Here is a 21047-nt window from a genome sequence, read left to right on the forward strand (position 1 = left end):
ATAGGGGCTTATTGCGGCAGAACTTCGAGGGTGAGTGTGGCGGTTTCCGATAGCCACAGATCGACCTTGGTCTGGCTTTGGCTTCTGACACGCACCTGAATCAGGTAGACGCCGGTTTTGGCGGGCGTGAAGGTGACCTTGCCGTCAGCGCCGGTTTTCAGGTGCACGGGTGCGCTTTTCTGAGCTTCGTAGATTTCGCCGTCTCGAACGATTTCGATGTCTTCGTTGGCTACGGGTTTGCCGGAATTGAGCACCGCGAAGACAAAGGCTTCACGAGCATAGGCATCGTTGGGGGCGGTGATAGGCTGGATGGCCACACCGGTTTGCGGCTTCGCATAGGCACCGGTCGTGGGCGCGCCCTTGGTGACATAGACATCGGCGCGGGTCAGGCTCTGGACATCGACGACCTTATCCCCCGCTTTCGGGGCTGAGGCCGGGCCTTCGCCAAAGACGACCTTGCCGTCCTTGATGGTGGCCTTGGCGACGCGCCCGGTACGTACCCCCGATGAGATACGGTAGGTGCCCTCAACAGGCAGGGCGGGCTCAAGCAGAACCGCATCTTTCAAGGTCGCCACCGGGGTCAGGGGCGTGGTCGCACCATCGGGGGCCGTGAGGTTGAAGGCGTCCGATTTCATGGCGACATCTGGCCTGATCTGGCCTTCTGCAAACGAAGCCTCGACGGTGACATGCTTTCGGGCCTTGTCAGGCGTGAAGTGGTTTGGGCGTAGATAGGGGGAATGAGCCAGGGCGGAACTGGCCATTAAGCCTATAAAAAGCAAGGGGCTGGCTTTGAGCCATAAGGGTTTTGACATCAAGTTTCCTTTTCATAAGCGACGCTGAATAATTCGGGCGTGGCTGAATTATCACTTTCTATTAATGAGAATCATTATTATTTGCAAGTGGCTTGACAGGGGTGATTTGCACGCCTACCACGCCGTTAATGCGAATTATTCGCAATATTAATCTAATTTCTGTGACGTCACGTGGGGCGTCGATTTTCAAGGAGTATGGGGCATGTCGAAGTTTTCAGGGCGCCGTGGGCCAAAGGGCTCACATGTATCGGTTTTGGGATTGGCGTTAGCGCTGGCGGCGGGGGCTCAGGTCGCAGCACCCGCAGCGTTGGCGCAGGATGCCGATTCCAAAACCGATCTCTCCACCGAAGATAATGGCGCGGTCTCGCAACTGTCGCTGGGTAAGATTGTGGTCTCGACCGGCGTTGATAAGGTCGCTATCGACACGCCGCAATCGGTCACGACGCTTGATCAGGAAGACATCGACAATGCCCAGGCCTCGACCATAGGTGACTTGCTGGAAGGGATTCCGGGCGTGTCGGCTGTTGGCGGCGTCAGCGGTCTGGGGCAGGGCTTTAACATCCGCGGCATGGGCACCGGCGTGGCCGATTCCGACAGCCGTATCCTGATCAATGTCGATGGCGTCTCAAAGTTTTTCGAGCAATACCGGATGGGCGGCTTCTTCTCGGAGCCAGAGCTTTATAAGCGCGTCGAAGTGCTGCGCGGGCCGTCGTCTTCGACGCTTTACGGGGCGGGCGCTCTGGCGGGCGTAATCAATTTCCAGACCAAGGATGCCTCGGATTTCCTGCGCGGTGACGACCACCTGATGGTGCGCGTTAAGGGCAGCGGGGAGTCTAATGCCGATGCCCGCGCCGGATCGGTGATCATTGCCGGACGTCCGACCGATAACCTTGATTTGTTGCTCAGCCTGTCGTCGCGCGTCAGTGATGACTATACGGATGGCAACGGCGATGTGGTCGTCCCGTCCAAGGCTGAAGGCGATTCCGTGCTGGCCAAGGCGCGTTATTATGTGGGTGGCGACAAAGGCCACAGCGTGTGGGCGTCGGCCGAAAACTGGCAGAACGATTCCTATCAGGTCTATGATCAGGCCGAAGCCTTTGCCACCACGCCGGTGCGCCGTAAGACTGTCAATGAGAGCTATATCATTGGTTACGACAACGCCTTTGACGGCAATGACTGGCTGGATGTGAAGGCGCAATTGGCCTATTCCAACATGCAGGTCGACCAGACTGAAAATGCCGGTTTCAGCCCCAATGGCGTCGGATACAACTCGTCCTACGTCTATAAAACCGTGCAGGGGCGGCTGGAAAACACCTCGACCTTGACCTTCGGGCCGGACTGGAACGCCTTTGTGACGACGGGCCTGCAAACCTATAAGCAGGAACGCCGCAATCCGCGCTACCGACAGGACGGCAGCTACATCAATCCGGGCGCCACCACCCACCCGGAAGGCGACCTGACCCGCTACAGCGCCTTCATTCAGGGTGAGTTTATCTGGAAAGAAAAACTGACCATCATCCCCGGCGTGCGCGTGGACCGCGTTAAGCTGGAGTCGGATTACCTGATCGCCACCCAGTCAAAACCGGAAACTGTAGAAAATACGGGAGTGTCCCCGAAGATTGCTGTGCTCTACAGTCTCAACGATAATTTCAATCTTTTCGGGTCGGTGTCGCGCACCGTGCGTATGCCCGTGCTGGATGAGATTTATTCGGCTACGGGCACAACCTCTCAGATGGCGAATCTCAATCTGGATAATGAAGAGTCGGATAATATCGAGATCGGTGGTGCATTGGCTTTCAGCAGCTTATTTACCGATCGCGATAAGCTTCACGCCAAGCTCACGGTTTTCCGAAACGACGTGGATAATCTCATCGCCCGCGAATCCGGTGGGGCATATTATTTCCGCAACTTCGGCAAGGCGCGCTTTGAAGGTGTTGAGCTTGAAGCCGAATATGCCACCCGCCGGTTCTTCACCCGTGCCGCTCTATCGCTAGTGGATGGTGAAGACCTTAGTCGTGCCAAAGCGATCCGCCTGAACACCGTTCCCGCCGATGAACTGACGCTCAATGCCGGTTATGTCATTCCCTCGTGGAACCTGACACTGGGCTGGCGCGGTGAGTTCGCCAAAGAAGCCTACAAATATAATGCCACCACCGGCGCGGTCACTGACACAACCGACGACTACAATATCCACAGTCTCTATGCCGTCTGGAAGCCGCAGGGCGAAGCGGTTCTGCGCGGGGTCGATGTGCGCTTGAGCGTCGATAATGTGGGGGATGAATATTTCCAACGGCATCTATCCTCCCTGCCCGCGGAAGGCCGAACTGTGAAGCTTAGCGTCGGCAAGACATTCTAATCCTCAATGTCTGCGTCGATAAGAACTCGTGTTTTGTCAGCCGGAGCCTCCGTTCTAATGAACGGAGGCTTACTCGCTATGGCGCTTTGGTTGTCACCAAAGCCTGATCTGACGGTGTTGGATGACGGCGGAATAACTATCACTATGGTTGCCCCTGAATCTGATGTGACTGATGCTGCAGAGGGGGCGTACGCGGCTGATGATAGAGCAACCGAAGCCCCGCCTGAAGACATCGCCAAGACTGCCCCTTCGCCAAACTCAGTTGCGCCGGTTTCAATCAAATCAGCCCCCTTGGATATGGCCAGCGGACCTGACGTCGGTGCAACTTCATTGAACGATGATGGTCCGGTTAAAGCGCCTGAGCAGACTTCAGGAAATCAGGTAGCCCCGACATATGTGACAACAAGTCAGCCAGCAGCATCGAGCACCCAGCCTGCCGTAGCCAGTTCAGGACGTAGCCACACCAAGTCCTACCTGGCGCAGGTGCGGACCTGGATTGAGAGCCATAAAACCTATCCGCGCGGTGCCAAACGTCTGCGTCAGGAGGGGAGTGTCACCATCAGCTTCTCCCTTGATCGACAGGGACGTGTCTTGTCGAGCCGTGTGGTAAAATCGTCCGGGATTGCAGCCTTTGATCGTGAAGCCTTGGATGTACTAAAGCGCGCGGAGCCCATGCCCAAACCCCCAAAAGACGTCAAGGGTGATGTACTCGAAATGACAACTGAGCTTGAGTTCAGTCTTCAAAATTGACCAAGTAAAATGGTGCCGGTTGCAGGAATCGAACCCGCGACCTTCGGTTTACAAAACCGCTGCTCTACCAGCTGAGCTAAACCGGCACACAGAGCGATACGCAATAGCGTATGAGGTGGCCCTTATGCCTATCACTCTTCACAAAGGCAACGGCTTCGGGAGGAAATATCCCACTTTTTTGTTTAAAACCGTATCATATCTATGTTTTGTCGCTTGAAATGCGATATGAGGGGCCTCTGTCTATAGGAAGCTCATCTGCGCCATGTCACGTATCCTCATTACCTCAGCCTTGCCTTACATTAATGGCATCAAACACCTCGGCAATCTGGCCGGGTCTATGTTGCCGGCTGATGTCTATGCGCGGTTTAAGCGTGCTCAAGGTCATGAGGTGCTTTATATTTGCGCGACCGATGAGCATGGGACGCCGGCTGAACTCGCCGCGGCTAAGGCGGGACAGGATGTTAAGACCTATTGCGATGAGCAGCACCTGATCCAGAAAAACGCCGGTGAAGCGTTTGGCCTGTCCTATGACTGGTTCGGACGGTCATCTTCGCCGGAAAACCGGGCGCTTACGCAGATGTTTTGCGATGCGCTGGATGAAAACGGCCTGATCGAAGAACGCACCGACAAGATGGTGTACTCCATCGATGACGGCCGTTTTTTGCCGGATCGTTATGTCGAAGGGACTTGCCCGCACTGTAAATTTGAGAAGGCGCGGGGCGATCAATGCGATAATTGCGGTCGCCTGCTGGACCCAACTGACCTGATTGATCCCTATTCGGCGGTGTCTGGTTCGCGTAACTTGGAAGTGCGTGATACCAAACACCTTTATCTGCTGCAAACTAAGGTCGAGCTGCAACTGCGGGCCTGGATTGACTCCAAGTCCGCCTGGCCGCAACTGGCTAAGTCGATCGCCAATAAGCATCTGGAAGAAGGGCTGATCGACCGGGGGATTACACGCGATCTGAAATGGGGCGTGCCGGTTGCCAAAAATGGCAAACCCAGAGAGGGCTTTGAAAACAAGGTCTTCTATGTCTGGTTTGATGCGCCGATTGAGTATATTGGCGCCACTCAGGAATATTTTAATGCCCGAAACGAGCCAGAGGGGTGGCAAAAGTGGTGGCGGCTGGATCAAGGGGCGGACGATGTCAGCTATATCCAGTTCATGGGCAAGGACAATGTCGCTTTCCACACCGTAAGTTTTCCTGCCACGGTTATTGGATCAGGGCAGCCGTGGAAAATGGTCGATACCCTAAAAGCCTTTAACTGGCTGAACTGGTATGGCGGGAAGTTCTCGACCTCAATGAACCGGGGCGTGTTCATGGATCAGGCGCTGGAGATTCTACCCGCTGATTACTGGCGCTGGTATTTGATTGCGAATTCCCCGGAAGGCTCGGATTCATCGTTCACCTGGGATCAGTTTCAGAACACGATCAACAAAGATTTAGCGGATGTCTTGGGTAATTTCGTCAACCGGATTGTCAAATTCACGGAGTCGAAATTTGGCGGCACGGTGCCAGAAGGTGGTGCGGTGGGCCCGCTGGAAGAGAAGCTTTATGCCGATCTGGCGGCACTTTTAATCGAAGCGACCGAAGCGTTCGATGCGATGGAAATGCGCAAAGCCGCGCAGACCGTGCGCCGGATCTGGGTTCTGGGCAATGAGTACCTGCAAGAAGCCGCACCCTGGACCGCGTTTAAAACCGATGCAGATCGGGCCGCCGTCATTGTACGTCACGGCCTGAATCTGGTGCGCCTGTATGCGGTACTGGCCCAGCCCTTGATACCCTTTGCGGCGCAATCGATCGCGGATAGTGTCAGTGTGACCTTGCCGCTGGGCTGGCCGTCAACCGATGCCAAATCGGAATTGTCGAAACTGCCTTTAGGGGCGCCGGTAAAATCCGGTGAGGTTCTGTTCAAAAAAATTGAGGACGAACAGGTGGCCGAATGGGCGGAGCGGTTTGGCGGGAATGAAGGGTAGGTTTGCTTAGTTAAAGGTTGCTGCGATGACGCAAATCACTTAGCCTGAAATAAGTTAGGGGGGTAAAATGAAACCTGCAAAAATATTGTTCAGCACCGAAGGCAGAATCCGTCGGCGGACTTATTGGCTATATTCCATCGCGTTAACCGTGGCTTATCTGGCCATATATTTCGGCGTTGCGGTGGCTACAGGAACCTTGGATACCTTGGCGAGTGATACGACCAGCCCAATTTTGGATGTAACCGAGGCTATATTGTCAATTGCCATGATATGGCCGAGCCTGTGCATACAAATAAAACGCTGGCATGATCGCGACAAATCTTGGGTATGGATTTTTATCAACCTTATCCCCATCATAGGGTGGATATGGTCGTTTGTGGAACTGGGTTGTCTTGATGGCACTAAGGGACAGAATAAATATGGTAATTCCCCCAAAAGAGCTAATCATGAAGCTGTTGCCGCCACATTCGATTAGGCCTGACTTCAGTTGGTAACCTATTAGACGCCGTTTACCATAACCCTGTTTTGTGCCTATAATGGTACAAATATAATTCACAGGGGCGGGCCATGACAATCGTCGATACCTTGCTTAATCCGAATGGGCGCATCAACCGGGCGACCTTCTGGAGCTGGACCTTGGGCATTGCCTTTGGACTAGCGATCCTGTTGTCATTTTTTCTCTATATGGGTGAGGCTTGGCTTGATGACTGGCGCACCTTCACGCTCTATCCGGTCTTTACGGCTGAGCTTGAGCCCTGGGTAGCCAGGCCGCGGCGGCTGATGTGGCTTTTGCTTATTCCCGTAAGCTGGATCTATTTCTGCCTGACGGTTAAGCGTTGGCACGACATGGGGCTAACCGGATGGCTGGTCGTTATCAGTTTTGTTCCGGTCATAGGGACGGTGTTGACCTTGATGATATGTGGTCTCGTTCCCGGCCAACGCCATGCTAACCGGTACGGACATCCGCCTTATGTAAGTGAGCCAGACCGTTACGCAGGCTACGACGAAGCCCTTGAAGACATGCCATAAAAATAAAGGCTTCAGATCGCTCTGAAGCCTTTATTGTTTTAATGTGCTGGTGGTTTGTGACTGAAATGCTCAATATCTTTGGGTGTGATATCCATGAAGTCGGGCACAATCCGGTTGTATTCGCTGACCTTATTCAGGTCGACAACGATATCCCGGTGGCCTTCCCACATCATGCTGAGCGACACATAGAGGATAACGAACAGGCCGAAAAAGCCGATCCAGCGGTGTTTGTGCAGGATTTTGGCAATAAAGTGCGAGGCTACCCCCATCAGGGCAATGGCGAGAATCAGGCCAAATACCATGATCGACGGATGCTCATGAGCCGCCCCGGCAACGGCCAGCACGTTATCGAGCGACATCGAAAGGTCGGCAATCAAAATCTGGATCACGGCTGTTTTAAAGCTTTTGACCTTGGCTGCCGGAACGGTAGCGCCGCCCATAGTGCCATCAGCATTGATATCAGCGCCGGTGGCGTCTTCTAAGGCAGCTTCGGCGCGGGCTTCGTCGTGGGTGTGGGATTCGCGCAGTTCGCGCCACATTTTCCAAGCTACCCACAGCAACAGCAAACCGCCGGCAAATAGAAGGCCGATGATCAGCAGCAGTTGCGCGGTTACCAGCACAAAGCCGATTCGCATCACGACAGCGGCGATCAGACCATATAATATGGCCTTACGGCGTTGGGCGGCCGCAAGCCCAGCCGCCGCCAGACCTACGGCCACCGCATTGTCACCAGCCATAACCAGATCAATGAAAACGACCTGAAGCAAGGCAGAGGCTTGCGAGGCAAGTTCAGGATTGGACAGAAAATCCATAAGGCGCTCATTTTATATTTTAATGGTTTCGTCCGTTCCTAATCGGTAATGACGGGCCTTGTCCAGCGATCAGTTGCGGGCGCAGGCTTCATAAAGTGCGATAGAGGCGGCGTGGCTCACATTTAGGCTCTCAAACCCGCCTGGCATCGGGATTTTGGCCAGATGATCGCAGTGTTCGGCCACCAAACGACGCAGACCATCGCCTTCGGAGCCCAGCACCAGCACCGCCTTGCGCGGTTGGGGCAGGGTTTCGAGAACCCCTTGCAAGGTGTCATCGGTATTTCCGGCAAGGCCAATACTGATCCAGCCCTCATCGCGTAAGCTTTCCAGCGCACGGGACAAGTTGGTGACCTTAGAAAAAGGCACCATATCCATGGCACCGGCGGCGGTTTTCGCCAGCACGCCCTGCATGATTGGAGAATGGCGATCCTGCATGATCAGGCCCTGAACACCGAATGCCGCCGATGAGCGGAAGATGGCACCGACATTCTGAGGGTCGGTGACCTGATCAAGCATCAGCAGCACGCCATGGTCACGCATCAAGGTTTCTAGGTCGTCACCTTCCGGAGGTGGAGCATTGAGGGCGATTCCCTGATGCACCGCGCCCTGCGGCAGGATGCGCATAAAATCGGCCATCGGCGTGGGGCGAAAGTTGAGATCACTGCGTCTGATCAGGGCCTGCGGGAGGGCTTTGGCGCGGTCTTCAGTTGCAAATAGCTGAAATGGCCCTTTGCGGGCTGAATTTTTTAAGGCCGCTTCGACCGCGTGAACACCCCATATCCAGCCATCTTCTGATACCTTATGGCGTTGAATTTGTGGCGTTTTAGGCTTTGATTCACTGCGCTCGCGACCGCCGCTTTCGGGCTTTGTCGGAGCACTTTTTGCGGAAAAGTGCGATTTTTGGCCCTGACGGGATTTGTGACCGTTGCGTTCGCGATTAATGGACACTATAAGACGCGCTCCGATTTGAGGCCTGACAGGCTTTTTGGCTAATTATGATGTTGTCTTTACATATGTGTAGAGAGGACATCCACAGAAACCAGAAAGTTTTTTTGTTTTTGGGCTTGTCCTTTTTTCAAAGGTCGAGTTTAAAGCAGCAGGTTTTCAAGCCTTGAAAATCAGACGTGCGCATGGGGGAATGTCCCGAGCGGCAAAGGGGGGGGACTGTAAATCCCCTGCGTAAGCTTCGCAGGTTCGAGTCCTGCTTCCCCCACCATCGCACGACCTGTCTGCCGCGACAGGTCTTAAAGGCTTGAAAAACTGTAGTCCCCGATCGAACTTACGAAAGTGTTTTGCTGAACAGCAGAATGCTTTCGTGCGCGGGTATAGCACAATGGTAGTGCAGCAGCCTTCCAAGCTGAGGATGTCGGTTCGATCCCGTCTACCCGCTCCAATTTCATTTCAAAACCTTAGCCCGACTGGGCAATACGGAGCCTGACCTATGGCCAAGGAAAAATTCAACCGTACTAAGCCGCACTGCAACATTGGCACGATTGGTCACGTTGACCACGGCAAGACGACGCTGACGGCAGCGATCACGATGACGCTGGCCAAGTCCGGCGGCGCGGTCGCTAAGGCATATGCCGACATCGACGCAGCCCCTGAAGAAAAAGCACGCGGCATCACCATCAACACCGCCCACGTCGAATATGAGACGGCCAACCGTCACTATGCCCACGTCGACTGCCCAGGCCACGCCGACTATGTGAAGAACATGATCACCGGTGCTGCTCAGATGGACGGCGCTATTCTGGTGGTTTCGGCCGCTGACGGCCCGATGCCGCAAACGCGTGAACACATCCTGCTGGCCCGTCAGGTCGGCGTTCCGGCTCTGGTCGTGTTCATGAACAAGGTTGACCTTGTTGACGATGCTGAACTGCTTGAGCTGGTTGAAATGGAAGTTCGTGAACTTCTGTCGTCCTACCAGTTCCCCGGCGACGATATCCCCATCACCATGGGTTCGGCTAAGGCCGCCACCGATGGCGTGAACCCGGAAATCGGTGAAAACCAGATCATCGCCCTGATGAAGACGGTTGACGAATACATCCCGCAGCCTGAGCGCCCAATCGACCTGCCGTTCCTGATGCCGGTTGAAGACGTGTTCTCGATCTCTGGCCGTGGTACGGTTGTGACCGGCCGCGTCGAGCGTGGTATCGTTAAGGTCGGTGAAGAAGTCGAAATCGTCGGCATCCGTCCGGTTCAAAAGACGACCTGCACGGGCGTTGAAATGTTCCGCAAGCTGCTGGACCAGGGTCAAGCTGGTGACAACGTCGGCGTTCTGCTGCGCGGCACCAAGCGTGAAGACGTTGAGCGCGGTCAGGTTCTGTGTAAGCCAGGCTCGATCACCCCGCACACCAAGTTCATCGCCGAAGCCTACATCCTGAACAAGGAAGAAGGCGGTCGTCACACGCCGTTCTTCACCAACTACCGTCCGCAGTTCTACTTCCGTACGACGGACGTGACCGGTATCGTGAAGCTGAAAGAAGGCGTGGAAATGATCATGCCGGGCGACAATGCTGAGCTGGATGTTGAGCTGATCACCCCGATCGCCATGGAAGAGAAGCTGCGCTTCGCTATCCGTGAAGGCGGCCGTACCGTCGGCGCCGGCGTCGTCGCGAAGATCATCGCCTAGGGGCAAGCCCCTAGGACCGTAACTTGGCGCAAGCTGAGATGACGGTGGCTAAATCAAACCCCTTCGGTGCAAACCGGAGGGGTTTTTGTGTATGTGGTTGTATGGGCTTGCAAAATATTAAACTAATGAAGCTAATAAAAAAGAGCGGCGAAAAATCAGGTTAATGGGGCAGGAACCGACCGCATGAAATTAACTCACATCGAAGTCATAACCGCCGATCAGCTAAATGCGGCGGATCTGGCGCTTTGGTCGCAATGCCTCAAACAACGGCCTGAACTTTGGGGGCCTTATTTTGACGTTCGATATTTTCAGGCTATCGCAAAGACCGTTCCCCAGGCCTTTATCGCCAGACTATATAGCGGTGATCGGTTGGTGGGTTTCTTTCCCTTCCAAAAGCGGGGTCGCATAATTCAGGCATTCGGTGCCCCTTTAACAGATTTTCAGGCGGTAATCGCTGTTGAAAATATTGATCTGAGTGATCTTGTCAGTTTGTTAAAGGCGCGGCGCTTTGAGTTTCAGGGACTGATTGATCTTTCCGCTCCGTGTGAAAGCCCGCAGACCCAAAAGCGTCTATATGCCGATTTATCCGCGGGTTTTGAAACCTATTTCAGTGGCAATTACGAACAGCACAAAAAGGTTTTCCGTAACACCGAACGCTGCCGACGCAATCTGAATAAGGACTATCCTGACCTTGTGTTCAGTTGGGGGGCGGTCACACCGGAAACCCTAAAATGGATTGTTGATTGCAAGCGAAGTCAGTATCGCCAAAGCGGTCTGCATGATGTGTTCGCCTGCGGCTGGACCGGCGATATGCTGCACGCGCTGGCAAAACAAAACAGCGATGATTTCGCTCTCATGGCCGGTGTTTACAGGCACGGTGAGCGCATCATCGCGGCTGAGGTTGCCTTAAAAAGTGGCAGCGATCTGCACCTATGGTTTCCGGGCTATGATCCGACCTTTGCGCGCTACGGTGTCGGTATTTTGATGACGCTGGACATTATGAAAGCGGTATCAGGCCATGTGAAACGCGTGGATTTCGGCTGCGGCGATGAAGCCTATAAATCGCCGCTAACCACCCATTCTGGGCTATGCTGGGAAGGGCATGTGTCGGCAGTGCCCTTCCGTCATCAACCGTTGAGGCGCATGAATGGGCTGCGGGCGCAATTGATGCGGCGGTTGCGTATCGTCCGTGCCTGCGAGTTGAAACTTAGCGGACAATTGCACGGGGGCTGGCAGATTGTGCGCAGAGCCATTAAGCGCAGCCGTTTGTCGATGAGTATGGCGATTTCAGTCGCGTTACCCGAATTGCTGCTCCGCGGCACCTATGCTGGTTTCTGATGTTACTTTTTTTGATGCATGAAGCTCTATAATCTTGACGTTCGTTATAAGCACCCGTTAGCGTCCTGACGAGTTAGGGTTTGAGGTTGTAAATGTCAGTATTTCGGTTTGGTGTGTCGGCGTGGATATTGTGTTTGGCGGTAAGTGCGCACGCGGAAATTCTCACACCTGAGCGGGTGTTTTCTGATCCGGCCTTATCCGGGCCCAAAGCGGTCGGTGCCAAATTATCGCCCGATGGTGAAATATTGACGTGGCTAAAACCCAAGGCCAGTAACGCGCAAGTTCAGGATCTTTGGGCTGTGCCGGTGAGGGCCGGGACGCCCTATGTGATCGTTGACGCTGATCAATTGTCATCCGCAAGCAAGGTGTTGTCCGAAGCCGAAAAGGCCCGCCGTGAGCGTATGCGCGTATCGGCGCGTGGTGTGGTGGCTTATGATTGGGATGGATCATCGAAGTCCATTCTGGTGCCGCTGGACGGCGACATTTACCGCGTCGATCGGGCCAGTCGCAAAATCACTCAGGTCACCGATACGCCCGACGATGAAGTCGATGCCAAGCTTAGCCCATCGGGCAAGCACCTGTCTTATGTGCGCGCCAATACCCTTTATGTGAAAGACATGGCGTCTGGTGCCGAGACGGCCATGACACCTAAAGGTGATGGCACTTTAAGCTACGGTGTGGCCGAATTTATCGCGCAGGAAGAACTGGGGCGCTACACAGGTTATTGGTGGTCGCCGGACAGCGCCCGCATCGCCTATGCCAAGGTTGATGAAAGCCAGGTCGATATTGTCCCACGTATTGAAATCGGTGGATCGGCGTTCAAACTGATTGAACAGCGTTACCCTAAAGCGGGGACTAAAAACGCAGTCGTCGAGCTTTACGTCAAAACTCTGAACGGTGAAGCGATCAAGGTCGATCTGGGTGACGACAGCGATATCTATCTGGCGCGTGTCAACTGGGCGGCGGATGGCAAGACGCTTTATGTGCAACGCTTAAGCCGTACTCAGCAACAACTTGATCTGTTAAAGGTCGATCCGGCGACCGGTGCCGCGTCCGTGTTTTTGTCGGAAACATCCGATAGCTGGATTGATCTCAATAACGATTTCAAGCCTCTGAAAGATGGTCGCTTTTTGTGGTCCTCCGAGGCCGATGGCAACAACCATATCTATCTTTACGGGGCTGATGGCAAACTGATCCATCAGGTTACCAAAGGCGATTGGCCGGTCGATCATATTGCCTCGGTCAACGAGGCGATGGGAGACGTATGGTTTGAGGCGTCAAAAGATACCCCGATCGAAAGCCGCCTGTATAAAGTCAATTATAAAATCCCAACCGCTCCGGTCGCGGTGACCTCAGCGGGTGGCTGGTGGGTCACATCTGTATCCGATGGCGGCAAGGTATTTATCGGCACCTATTCTGACCCGAAAACACCCTCACAAACGGGCCTTTATGATGCGCGGGGCAAGCTGATCCGTTGGATCGAAGAAAATGCACTAGACCAAAATCACCCATACTTCGCGTTTAAAGATGAATATTCCGCACCTGAATTTGGCACACTCAAGGCGTCTGATGGTCAGGATTTGCACTGGTCAATGCTAAAGCCCAAGGGCTTCGATCCGTCCAGGAGATATCCGGTTATTGTCTCCATCTACGGCGGACCAGCTAAGGCGATGGTGCAAAAAACGTGGGTTAATCCAGCGGATCGTCTGTTCCAGGAGGCGGGCTATATTGTCTTTTCACTGGATAATCGTGGCACGCCTAATCGGTCAGTGGCTTTTGAGCGGGCGATCTATAAGCAATTCGGCGGGCCTGATATCGATGATCAGATCATGGGCGCCAACTGGTTGAAAACCCTGCCTTATGTTGATGGCGAACACATTGGCATGATGGGCTGGTCGCAGGGTGGATTTGTCACCCTGATGGCGCTGACCGCCAAAGACACCCCGTTTGCTGCAGGGGCGGCGGGCGCACCGCCTACCGAGTGGGGGCTTTACGATACGGCCTATACTGAACGCTACATGTCCACACCGCAGGCCAATGCGGAGAACTACGCGAAGTATGATGTTGTAAATCGCCTCGATAATCTGAAACCCAACAGCCTGCTGCTGATGCACGGTATGGCCGATGATAATGTTATTCTGGCCAATACAACGCGGGTGATCGAAGCCTTGCAGCAAAAATCGATACCGTTTGAACTTATGCTTTACCCCGGAGAGCGTCACGGAGTCCGGGGCAATGCCAAGAATCTGTTTCGTTACAAGCTTTATCTGGACTTCTTTGATCGCAAGCTGAAACCGTGACAATCCTTTCATGACAAGTAATTAAGTTGTTTTTGGCGACCGCTGGCCACACAATTGACCTGTGGCCTCTTTAGCCGCGCTCAAAATGTTGTCTGGAAAGCGTAAATGACCCAAACCCATATGGTCGCTTATACTACCGCAAGTCTGATTTCAGGACTTGCAATAGCGGCCGCAGCGGCACCTGCTAACGCCCTGATGGCGTCCGAACTTGATTTGCGTAATATGGCGGCCAGAGTTGTCATCGTACCTGATTCCGGGCGCAGCGATATTGATCTCAAAGTCGCCTATGGTTCGTCCAGCGTCCCCAAGATTATGGTCAGAACGTCCGGAGATTCTTTGATCGCGGATGGTGGGCTTAAGGCCAAGGCGATACGATGCGTCAATGGCAAAAACGGAGATGTCACGCTTGGCGGCATGGGCGGGGCGACGGTACCGGTCAAGGACTTGCCGATCATCTATGTTAAAATGCCTGCCGATGTCGTCATCAGTTCAAATGGCGGCGTTTACGGTGAAATGGGAACGGCGCAGCGGCTTGAGCTATCGGTTTCTGGCTGTGGCACCTGGCATGTCGGTCATGTCGCTGAGACGGTTGACATAAGCATCGGTGGCTCAGGTGATGTCACGATCGGAGACGCCCGCTCAGCCAGTATCGCCATTGGCGGCTCAGGCACGGTGCGCACCGGAAATATTTCTAAGCTTGAAGCCGCTATCGGCGGAAATGGCGACATAACGGTTCTGCGGCTTAATGGTCCGGGTGAAGTGGCTATTGCCGGATCGGGTGATGTTAAGATCGTAGATGGCGCATCCCCTAAGCTGGAACTCAATATTGCCGGTTCGGGTAAGCTTCACTACGGCGGCACCGTAAAAGATGTCGACATCAGTATTGTCGGCTCCGGGAATGTCTATCTTAAAAAAGTGACCGGCAATATACAGCGCTCTGTGATGGGGTCGGGCAACATAAGTCTTGGTAACTGAAGTCTTGCCAGCCGACGATTGACCACAATAAAATCAAGTTGAAAGCTGCAAATCCCCTTGCCCTAGGCGTTAAGCGCTGATACACCGCACGGCTCTTAAGGGTCGAAAGTTGTCATAATAACTGAGATTCTGAGTATCAGGCATATCTTGCAAACATTTGGTTTGCGTACAATATGCCATCACATAGGGGTATAGCTCAGCTGGTAGAGCGCCGGTCTCCAAAACCGGAAGTCGTGGGTTCGAGTCCCTCTGCCCCTGCCACTTTTTTTCTGAGGCTCAAAACGATTCTTTTGGGCCTCCGTTTTGTTGTTTAGAAGTCGGAACGTCGATTCTTATGGCGAAGAAACCTACCTCGAAGACCCCTACGGTATCGCCGGTTAAGTCCGGGGCTGTGGATGTGGCCAAGCCTCAGATGTCTGCGCAAGGGGCGGGGAGCAGCGCGTCTTCGGCACCGGTGACACCTAAGAAAAAGACTAGTCCCGCCAAATTCATTCAGGAAGTCCGTCAGGAAGCCCGTAAGATCACTTGGACGTCGCGCAAGGAAACCTGGATCACGACCGTCATGGTTCTGATCATGGTGGTTGTCGCTGCAGCGTTCTTCTTTGTGGTTGACGGCATTTTGGGCTTCAGCGTCAGTTGGCTGACGAACATCGGTAGATAAGGACCATTGCTCATGGCAAATGACACACTCGACGCTGCCCTGGCTCCGAATCCGCGCCATAAGTGGTACATCGTTCACGCCTATTCAAACTTCGAGAAGAAGGTTGCTGAATCTCTGCGTGATCAGGCTAAGTCGCAAGGGCTTGAAGACAAGTTCTCTGAGATTCTGGTGCCGACCGAAGATGTGGTCGAGATCCGCCGCGGTCGTAAGTTCAACAGCGAACGCAAGTTCTTCCCCGGTTATGTGCTGGTGAAGATGGAAATGACCGATGAGGCCTATCACCTCGTCAAAAATACACCGAAGGTCACGGGGTTCTTAGGTTCCGGCCAAAAGCCTATCCCGGTCACTGAAAAGGAAGTTCAGCGCATCATCGGCACGGCTGATGTCGCCGCTGAAAAGCCCAAGGTGGTTCTGTCGTTCGATATCGGTGAAAAGATCAAGGTCATTGACGGGCCGTTCGCCAGCTTCGACGGTGTGGTCGAAAGCGTCGATCAGGATCATGCCCGCCTTAAGGTTTCGGTGTCTATCTTCGGTCGCGCCACGCCGGTTGATCTGGAGTTCTCACAGGTTGAGAAGACCGCATAATCCACAATCCGGATTATTAAGTTCAAAGCCAGGTTTTGCAGGGTTTTCCGTTGCAAAACCTGGCTTTTTTATTTTGAAGCGGTTGCGCATGTCTGGGAAACCGGCTATAGCGCCCGCTCTTCGCGTAATGCGGAGTTAAATCCGTGGGAGGCCGATAGCTAAGGCCATCCATACCACGGCTCACAATATCCCAATATATCGGGATTACAGGAGATATCCAATGGCTAAGAAAATCCTGGGCTACATCAAGCTCCAGGTGAAGGCTGGCTCGGCCACACCTTCGCCCCCCATCGGCCCCGCACTGGGTCAACGCGGCGTGAACATCATGGGTTTCTGTAAGGAATTCAACGCCCGTACTGAAAACGTGGAAAAAGGCACACCGCTGCCGACCATCATCACGGTTTATCAGGACAAGTCGTTCACGTTTGTGACCAAGACACCGCCTGCGACCTTCTTCATCAAGCAAGCTCTGGGCCTTAAGTCCGGTTCGACCAAGCCCGGTCGCGACAGCGCTGGCCAGATCACGCAAGCTCAGCTTCGTGAAATCGCTGAAAAGAAGATGAAGGATCTGTCGGCTCACGACATCGCTTCCGCCGCTAAGATCATCGAGGGCTCAGCCCGTTCGATGGGTCTGAAGATCGTCGATTAAGGGGAATTCTGATGACCAAAATTGCAAAGCGCATCAAGGCTTGGGATGTTGATTCCGTAAAGCTGCACACTGTCACCGACGCCCTGAATGTTGTGAAAACCAACGCCAAGGCCAAGTTCGACGAATCCGTTGAAATCGCCATCAATCTGGGCGTTGACCCTCGCCACGCTGACCAGCAGGTTCGCGGTGTCGTTCAACTGCCGTCCGGCACCGGCAAGGACGTTCGCGTAGCCGTGTTCGCCAAGGACAAGAAGGCTGAAGAAGCTTTGGCCGCTGGCGCTGAAGTCGTCGGTGCCGAAGACCTGGTCGAAAAGATTCAGGGCGGCTTCATGGACTTTGACCGCGTTATCGCGTCTCCGGACATGATGGCTCTGGTCGGTCGTCTGGGTAAGGTGCTTGGCCCGCGCGGTCTGATGCCGAACCCGAAGGTCGGCACCGTTACGCCAAACGTTGCTCAGGCTGTTAAGGACGCTAAGTCCGGTGCCGTTGAGTTCCGCGTTGAAAAGACCGGTATTGTTCACGCTGGCGTCGGCAAGGTGTCCTTCACCACCGAAGCGCTTGAGTTGAACGTCCGCGCTCTGGTTGACGCTCTGGTTAAAGCCCGTCCGTCGGGTGCCAAGGGTCTCTATGTTCGTAAGATTTCGCTGTCTTCGACCATGGGCCCGGGCGTGAAGGTCGATACGTCGTCGGCCCAAGGCTAACATCGGACTGATGCTAAAATTAAAGCCGCCCTGTTTTGCAGGGCGGCTTTTTTATTATTAACGGTCGCGATGTCCGTGGTGGCCTCGATCGTGACGATCGTGACGGTCATGGCGATCGTATCGATTATGCCGGTCACGATCACGATAATAGGCGCGGGGCGGCGGGCCGTAGTGGCCGTAATAGCGTTCGCGGTAGACGTTGCGATAGCCATAGCGCGGGCGGTCATTATAATAGACAGCGACATAGCCGCGCGGTGGCGGCGGGGGATCGTAATAGCCGCTATCATCGTATGAGTAATAGCGGCCCTCATAGCAATCAACGCTGTTGCGCCCCGCACTGTTGCCTACAACGCCGCCCAGAACCGCACCGGCAATCGCACCTTCGGTACGGTCGCCGCGTCCGGCAATATTGCTGCCCAGAGCGGCCCCGGCTATGGCACCGATCACCGTGCCGTTAGTCTGGGCCTCTCTTTGGCGGGCGTAACAGTAGCCATCATAGGCTGAGGCCACCGAGGGCAGTGCCATGGCCAGCCCTAGCCCTAAAGCGATCGCAGCCTTGGGAAGGTGGCGTATTAATGGGTTTTTTGAATGTGTTTGCGTTTCCATACTCTTCACCGTGCGTTGACGTAATGTGTCAGTATGGAAACAGATTGCCGCAGTGAACCTGAATGGTAACTGAATGGATTATGGCCTGTTTATGTTGATACCTTTAATGTTTATAAGTGCCGAATAAAGCGAATGTGCCGGTATGTGTGATCAAAGCCTGATATTTTCACCATATTCGTGAAAATGACCTTGATCATACGTCCGTCTTGAGGCATAAGGCCCGCCTTCTGGCATATCATAAGAGATGCCTTCCCCTATTCGCGCTTGAGGGCTGGACATAAAGCTTTCGGCGATATCGTTAGATGCTTAAGGCAACGAAGCGGTAGCACAACTTTAAAGAAGAGAGACGGAAATGGCCGTACCTAAGCGGAAAGTATCGCCTTCACGGCGCAACATGCGTCGTTCGCACCATGCACTCGGCGCCAATCCTTACACCGAAGACAAGGATACGGGCGAGCTGCGCCGTCCGCACCACGTCGACCTGAAGACCGGCATGTACAAGGGCCGTCAGGTTTTGACGCCGAAAAAGGACTAACTTTTTCGGATTACGATCAAGATTTAAAACACGGCTCATAATGGGCCGTGTTTTTTTATGTCTGAATTGCGGTTATGGTCTGGGGATGACGATTCCCTACACGCTCGTGATTTTTGATTTCGATGGGACGCTGGCTGATTCGTTTGGCTGGTTCCTCGATATCTTTGACGAAGTGGCCGATAAGTTCGGCTATGATCGCGGGGATCGCAATAATCTGAGGGCGCTGAGGGATATGGGCGCGCGTGAATTGCTGGCGCATCATCGGGTACCGATGTGGAAGCTACCCATGATCATGACCCATGTTCGCAAGCTTCAGGGACAGCATATAGATCGTATTACTCTGTTTGACGGTATAGGCGAGGTGATCACCACGCTCAAACATCAGGGGATTAAGGTAGCGGTTGTCACCTCTAATGCGCGTGAAAATGTGGAAACCGTACTGGGGGCAGATATCGCAAGACTTATCGACCACTATGCCTGCGGGGCTAGCCTGTTTGGTAAGGCGGCGAAGTTCAAGGCTTTGCTAAAGGCGGCGGGCACGGAGGCAAGCTGTGTCTTGTCGGTCGGGGATGAGATCCGCGATATAGAAGCCGCGCGCGTTGCGGGCTTTAAGGTTGGGGCCGTAAGCTGGGGCTTTGCCAATGCCGACCGATTACGGCGTGAAAACCCTGATCATTTGTTTGAGTGCCCGCAAGACATATTAACGGCTCTCAGGCCGCCGTCAGGTTTTCATCCCAATATATGAAGCGTTAGCGTTATCACGACTTGCGAAGCGGGCGGTTCTCCTCTAATCCCAAGCCGTTAGATGAAGCCTTTTAAGGACGCTCCCCATGACGGAAATCATTGATATAGTTGCGCGTGAAATTCTCGATTCCAGAGGCAATCCGACCGTTGAAGTCGATGTGACCCTCGAAGATGGCTCGTTCGGACGCGCAGCCGTTCCGTCAGGTGCGTCAACCGGCGCCCACGAAGCGGTCGAAAAGCGCGATGGTGATGCCAAGCGTTATCTGGGCAAGGGCGTGTTGCAAGCCGTTGATGCGGTCAACACGGAAATCTTTGACACGCTGTCAGGTTTCGATGCGCGCGATCAGCGCCGCCTTGATCAGACCCTGATCAATCTGGATGGTACGGAAAACAAGTCACGTTTGGGCGCTAACGCTATTCTGGGCGTCTCTCTGGCGACTGCCCGCGCGGCGGCGCTGTCATCGGGTCTGCCGCTCTATAAGTATGTGGGCGGTATCTCTGCCCGCGTCCTGCCGGTGCCACTGATGAACATCATCAATGGCGGTGCCCATGCTGATAACCCCATCGACATTCAGGAGTTCATGATTGTCCCGGCAGGCGCCGAGACCTTCTCTGAGGCTTTGCGCATGGGTGCGGAAATCTTCCACGCTCTTAAAAAAGGCCTGAAGTCCGCCGGCCATAATACGAACGTCGGTGATGAAGGTGGCTTTGCGCCGAACCTTGGGTCGGCCGAAGAGGCATTGTCCTTCATCATGAAGGCCGGTGAGCAGGCCGGTTACAAGGCCGGACAGGATTTCTGGCTGGCTATGGACGTGGCGTCGACTGAGTTCTTCAAGGACGGCAAGTATGTCATGGAAGGCGAAGGCAAGACCGTCGATGCGATGGGCATGGTGGACTATCTGGCCAAGCTGGCTGAGGCCTTCCCGATCTGTTCGATCGAAGATGGCATGGCCGAAGACGATTTTGAAGGCTGGGCGGCATTGACAGAGCGTCTGGGCGACAGCCTTCAGTTGGTGGGTGACGATTTGTTCGTGACCAACCCAAATCGTCTGGAAATGGGCATCGTCGAAGGCCTGGCCAATTCCATCCTGGTTAAGGTCAATCAGATCGGCACCTTGTCCGAAACACTCGATGCGGTCGATATGGCCCACCGTGCGGGCTACACCTCGGTCATGTCGCACCGTTCGGGCGAGACTGAGGATTCGACGATTGCTGACCTGTCGGTGGCGCTGAACTGCGGGCAGATCAAGACGGGATCTCTGGCACGCTCTGACCGCCTTGCAAAATATAATCAACTGCTGCGCATTGAATCTCAGCTTGATATCGAAGCGGTCTATGCGGGCCTGAGTGTTATTCGCTCTTAAAGACGTATGTCCATAAATATTGTGACGGCGGGAAGGGCAACTTTCCCGCCGTTATTTTATGTGCCTATGGAATCGCCGTAAACGCCTGATCAAAATCAATCAACTTTACGCATTGGGAAAGATTTTTTACATATCCGCCAAAAACGAATGAAGTGGGCGCGCAAAATCTAACACTTGCGCCGATTTTTGTTGGGAAAAGTGATAAATTCTTTGTTGATCA

20 protein-coding genes and 4 tRNA genes are annotated in these 21047 nt (G+C 54.0%); 19 read left to right on the plus strand and 5 right to left on the minus strand.

Going from position 1 to position 21047, the window contains the following annotated elements; all coding sequences use genetic code 11:
• Positions 1-8: 8 nt before the first annotated feature.
• The gene (locus IE102_RS12225; protein WP_229807733.1) at positions 9-761 is read right to left on the minus strand and encodes a DUF4198 domain-containing protein; all 753 of its coding nucleotides are present in this window, start codon (positions 759-761) and stop codon (positions 9-11) included.
• A 253-nt stretch (positions 762-1014) separates the two neighbouring features.
• Between IE102_RS12225 and IE102_RS12230 the strand changes: the two genes are divergently transcribed.
• Together IE102_RS12230 and IE102_RS12235 are read left to right on the plus strand one after the other, a co-directional pair.
• Positions 1015-3168, plus strand: a complete 2154-nt coding sequence (locus IE102_RS12230; RefSeq protein ID WP_189487053.1) for a TonB-dependent receptor domain-containing protein — start codon at positions 1015-1017, stop codon at positions 3166-3168.
• Positions 3169-3246: 78 nt separating this feature from the next.
• The gene (locus IE102_RS12235; protein WP_189487056.1) at positions 3247-3918 is read left to right on the plus strand and encodes an energy transducer TonB; all 672 of its coding nucleotides are present in this window, start codon (positions 3247-3249) and stop codon (positions 3916-3918) included.
• A gap of 10 nt (positions 3919-3928) precedes the next feature.
• On the opposite strand, the gene IE102_RS12240 is transcribed toward IE102_RS12235, so the two are convergent.
• A tRNA-Thr gene (locus tag IE102_RS12240) sits at positions 3929-4004 on the minus strand.
• Between the two features lie 176 nt (positions 4005-4180).
• On the opposite strand from IE102_RS12240, the gene metG reads away from it, so the two are divergent.
• From metG to IE102_RS12255, 3 genes are all read left to right on the plus strand, one after another.
• Positions 4181-5896 (plus strand): methionine--tRNA ligase, encoded by a 1716-nt coding sequence (gene metG / locus IE102_RS12245; protein WP_189487059.1) that lies wholly within the window; start codon positions 4181-4183, stop codon positions 5894-5896.
• Between the two features lie 67 nt (positions 5897-5963).
• A complete protein-coding gene (locus IE102_RS12250; protein WP_189487061.1) occupies positions 5964-6371 on the plus strand; it encodes a DUF805 domain-containing protein in 408 nt (135 codons plus the stop codon).
• A 92-nt stretch (positions 6372-6463) separates the two neighbouring features.
• Positions 6464-6925 carry a DUF805 domain-containing protein gene (locus IE102_RS12255; RefSeq protein WP_189487063.1) on the plus strand — a complete coding sequence of 154 codons (462 nt, stop codon included), beginning with the start codon at positions 6464-6466 and terminating at the stop codon, positions 6923-6925.
• Between the two features lie 38 nt (positions 6926-6963).
• Here the strand turns inward: IE102_RS12255 and IE102_RS12260 are convergent, their stop codons facing one another.
• The gene (locus IE102_RS12260; protein ID WP_189487064.1) at positions 6964-7737 is read right to left on the minus strand and encodes a YjbE family putative metal transport protein; all 774 of its coding nucleotides are present in this window, start codon (positions 7735-7737) and stop codon (positions 6964-6966) included.
• A gap of 69 nt (positions 7738-7806) precedes the next feature.
• Positions 7807-8685, minus strand: a complete 879-nt coding sequence (rlmB, locus tag IE102_RS12265; RefSeq protein ID WP_189487065.1) for a 23S rRNA (guanosine(2251)-2'-O)-methyltransferase RlmB — start codon at positions 8683-8685, stop codon at positions 7807-7809.
• A 184-nt stretch (positions 8686-8869) separates the two neighbouring features.
• Here rlmB and IE102_RS12270 point away from each other — a divergent pair.
• From IE102_RS12270 to rplA, 11 genes are all read left to right on the plus strand, one after another.
• A tRNA-Tyr gene (locus tag IE102_RS12270) sits at positions 8870-8953 on the plus strand.
• 103 nt (positions 8954-9056) lie between these two features.
• Positions 9057-9130, plus strand: a tRNA-Gly gene (locus tag IE102_RS12275).
• Positions 9131-9178: 48 nt separating this feature from the next.
• Positions 9179-10369, plus strand: coding sequence for an elongation factor Tu (gene tuf / locus IE102_RS12280; RefSeq protein ID WP_189487066.1), 1191 nt, complete (start codon positions 9179-9181; stop codon positions 10367-10369).
• A gap of 183 nt (positions 10370-10552) precedes the next feature.
• Positions 10553-11707, plus strand: coding sequence for a GNAT family N-acetyltransferase (locus tag IE102_RS12285; RefSeq protein ID WP_189487068.1), 1155 nt, complete (start codon positions 10553-10555; stop codon positions 11705-11707).
• Between the two features lie 92 nt (positions 11708-11799).
• The gene (locus IE102_RS12290; protein ID WP_189487070.1) at positions 11800-14007 is read left to right on the plus strand and encodes a S9 family peptidase; all 2208 of its coding nucleotides are present in this window, start codon (positions 11800-11802) and stop codon (positions 14005-14007) included.
• A gap of 105 nt (positions 14008-14112) precedes the next feature.
• A complete protein-coding gene (locus IE102_RS12295; RefSeq protein WP_189487071.1) occupies positions 14113-14982 on the plus strand; it encodes a GIN domain-containing protein in 870 nt (289 codons plus the stop codon).
• Positions 14983-15167: 185 nt separating this feature from the next.
• Positions 15168-15243: transfer RNA gene (locus tag IE102_RS12300), tRNA-Trp, on the plus strand.
• Between the two features lie 73 nt (positions 15244-15316).
• A complete protein-coding gene (gene secE, locus IE102_RS12305; protein WP_189487073.1) occupies positions 15317-15643 on the plus strand; it encodes a preprotein translocase subunit SecE in 327 nt (108 codons plus the stop codon).
• Positions 15644-15655: 12 nt separating this feature from the next.
• Positions 15656-16228: a transcription termination/antitermination protein NusG gene (gene nusG, locus IE102_RS12310; protein ID WP_189487074.1), complete on the plus strand. Its 573-nt coding sequence runs from the start codon at positions 15656-15658 to the stop codon at positions 16226-16228.
• Between the two features lie 220 nt (positions 16229-16448).
• Complete coding sequence (gene rplK, locus IE102_RS12315; protein WP_189487076.1) at positions 16449-16877, plus strand: 50S ribosomal protein L11; 429 nt, start codon at positions 16449-16451, stop codon at positions 16875-16877.
• Between the two features lie 11 nt (positions 16878-16888).
• A complete protein-coding gene (gene rplA, locus IE102_RS12320) occupies positions 16889-17578 on the plus strand; it encodes a 50S ribosomal protein L1 (protein ID WP_189487078.1) in 690 nt (229 codons plus the stop codon).
• A gap of 57 nt (positions 17579-17635) precedes the next feature.
• Here rplA and IE102_RS12325 read toward each other — a convergent pair whose 3' ends face one another.
• The gene (locus IE102_RS12325) at positions 17636-18103 is read right to left on the minus strand and encodes a glycine zipper 2TM domain-containing protein (RefSeq protein ID WP_189487080.1); all 468 of its coding nucleotides are present in this window, start codon (positions 18101-18103) and stop codon (positions 17636-17638) included.
• 433 nt (positions 18104-18536) lie between these two features.
• On the opposite strand from IE102_RS12325, the gene rpmF reads away from it, so the two are divergent.
• From rpmF to eno, 3 genes are all read left to right on the plus strand, one after another.
• Positions 18537-18719: a 50S ribosomal protein L32 gene (rpmF, locus tag IE102_RS12330; protein WP_189487082.1), complete on the plus strand. Its 183-nt coding sequence runs from the start codon at positions 18537-18539 to the stop codon at positions 18717-18719.
• An 85-nt stretch (positions 18720-18804) separates the two neighbouring features.
• Positions 18805-19464 (plus strand): HAD hydrolase-like protein, encoded by a 660-nt coding sequence (locus IE102_RS12335; protein WP_189487084.1) that lies wholly within the window; start codon positions 18805-18807, stop codon positions 19462-19464.
• 85 nt (positions 19465-19549) lie between these two features.
• Positions 19550-20827 carry a phosphopyruvate hydratase gene (gene eno, locus IE102_RS12340; RefSeq protein ID WP_189487085.1) on the plus strand — a complete coding sequence of 426 codons (1278 nt, stop codon included), beginning with the start codon at positions 19550-19552 and terminating at the stop codon, positions 20825-20827.
• Positions 20828-21047 lie beyond the last annotated feature (220 nt).

The sequence above is a fragment of the Asticcacaulis endophyticus genome (assembly GCF_014652575.1).
Taxonomy (GTDB): domain Bacteria; phylum Pseudomonadota; class Alphaproteobacteria; order Caulobacterales; family Caulobacteraceae; genus Asticcacaulis; species Asticcacaulis endophyticus.

Coding starts and splice junctions, on each gene's coding strand:
- IE102_RS12225 (WP_229807733.1), bottom strand. CDS start 761: ATGGCCAGTTCCGCCCTGGCTCATTCCCCCTATCTACGCCCAAACCAC.
- IE102_RS12230 (WP_189487053.1), top strand. CDS start 1,015: ATGTCGAAGTTTTCAGGGCGCCGTGGGCCAAAGGGCTCACATGTATCG.
- IE102_RS12235 (WP_189487056.1), top strand. CDS start 3,247: ATGGCGCTTTGGTTGTCACCAAAGCCTGATCTGACGGTGTTGGATGAC.
- metG (WP_189487059.1), top strand. CDS start 4,181: ATGTCACGTATCCTCATTACCTCAGCCTTGCCTTACATTAATGGCATC.
- IE102_RS12250 (WP_189487061.1), top strand. CDS start 5,964: ATGAAACCTGCAAAAATATTGTTCAGCACCGAAGGCAGAATCCGTCGG.
- IE102_RS12255 (WP_189487063.1), top strand. CDS start 6,464: ATGACAATCGTCGATACCTTGCTTAATCCGAATGGGCGCATCAACCGG.
- IE102_RS12260 (WP_189487064.1), bottom strand. CDS start 7,737: ATGGATTTTCTGTCCAATCCTGAACTTGCCTCGCAAGCCTCTGCCTTG.
- tuf (WP_189487066.1), top strand. CDS start 9,179: ATGGCCAAGGAAAAATTCAACCGTACTAAGCCGCACTGCAACATTGGC.
- IE102_RS12285 (WP_189487068.1), top strand. CDS start 10,553: ATGAAATTAACTCACATCGAAGTCATAACCGCCGATCAGCTAAATGCG.
- IE102_RS12290 (WP_189487070.1), top strand. CDS start 11,800: ATGTCAGTATTTCGGTTTGGTGTGTCGGCGTGGATATTGTGTTTGGCG.
- IE102_RS12295 (WP_189487071.1), top strand. CDS start 14,113: ATGACCCAAACCCATATGGTCGCTTATACTACCGCAAGTCTGATTTCA.
- secE (WP_189487073.1), top strand. CDS start 15,317: ATGGCGAAGAAACCTACCTCGAAGACCCCTACGGTATCGCCGGTTAAG.
- nusG (WP_189487074.1), top strand. CDS start 15,656: ATGGCAAATGACACACTCGACGCTGCCCTGGCTCCGAATCCGCGCCAT.
- rplK (WP_189487076.1), top strand. CDS start 16,449: ATGGCTAAGAAAATCCTGGGCTACATCAAGCTCCAGGTGAAGGCTGGC.
- rplA (WP_189487078.1), top strand. CDS start 16,889: ATGACCAAAATTGCAAAGCGCATCAAGGCTTGGGATGTTGATTCCGTA.
- IE102_RS12325 (WP_189487080.1), bottom strand. CDS start 18,103: ATGGCACTGCCCTCGGTGGCCTCAGCCTATGATGGCTACTGTTACGCC.
- rpmF (WP_189487082.1), top strand. CDS start 18,537: ATGGCCGTACCTAAGCGGAAAGTATCGCCTTCACGGCGCAACATGCGT.
- IE102_RS12335 (WP_189487084.1), top strand. CDS start 18,805: ATGACGATTCCCTACACGCTCGTGATTTTTGATTTCGATGGGACGCTG.
- eno (WP_189487085.1), top strand. CDS start 19,550: ATGACGGAAATCATTGATATAGTTGCGCGTGAAATTCTCGATTCCAGA.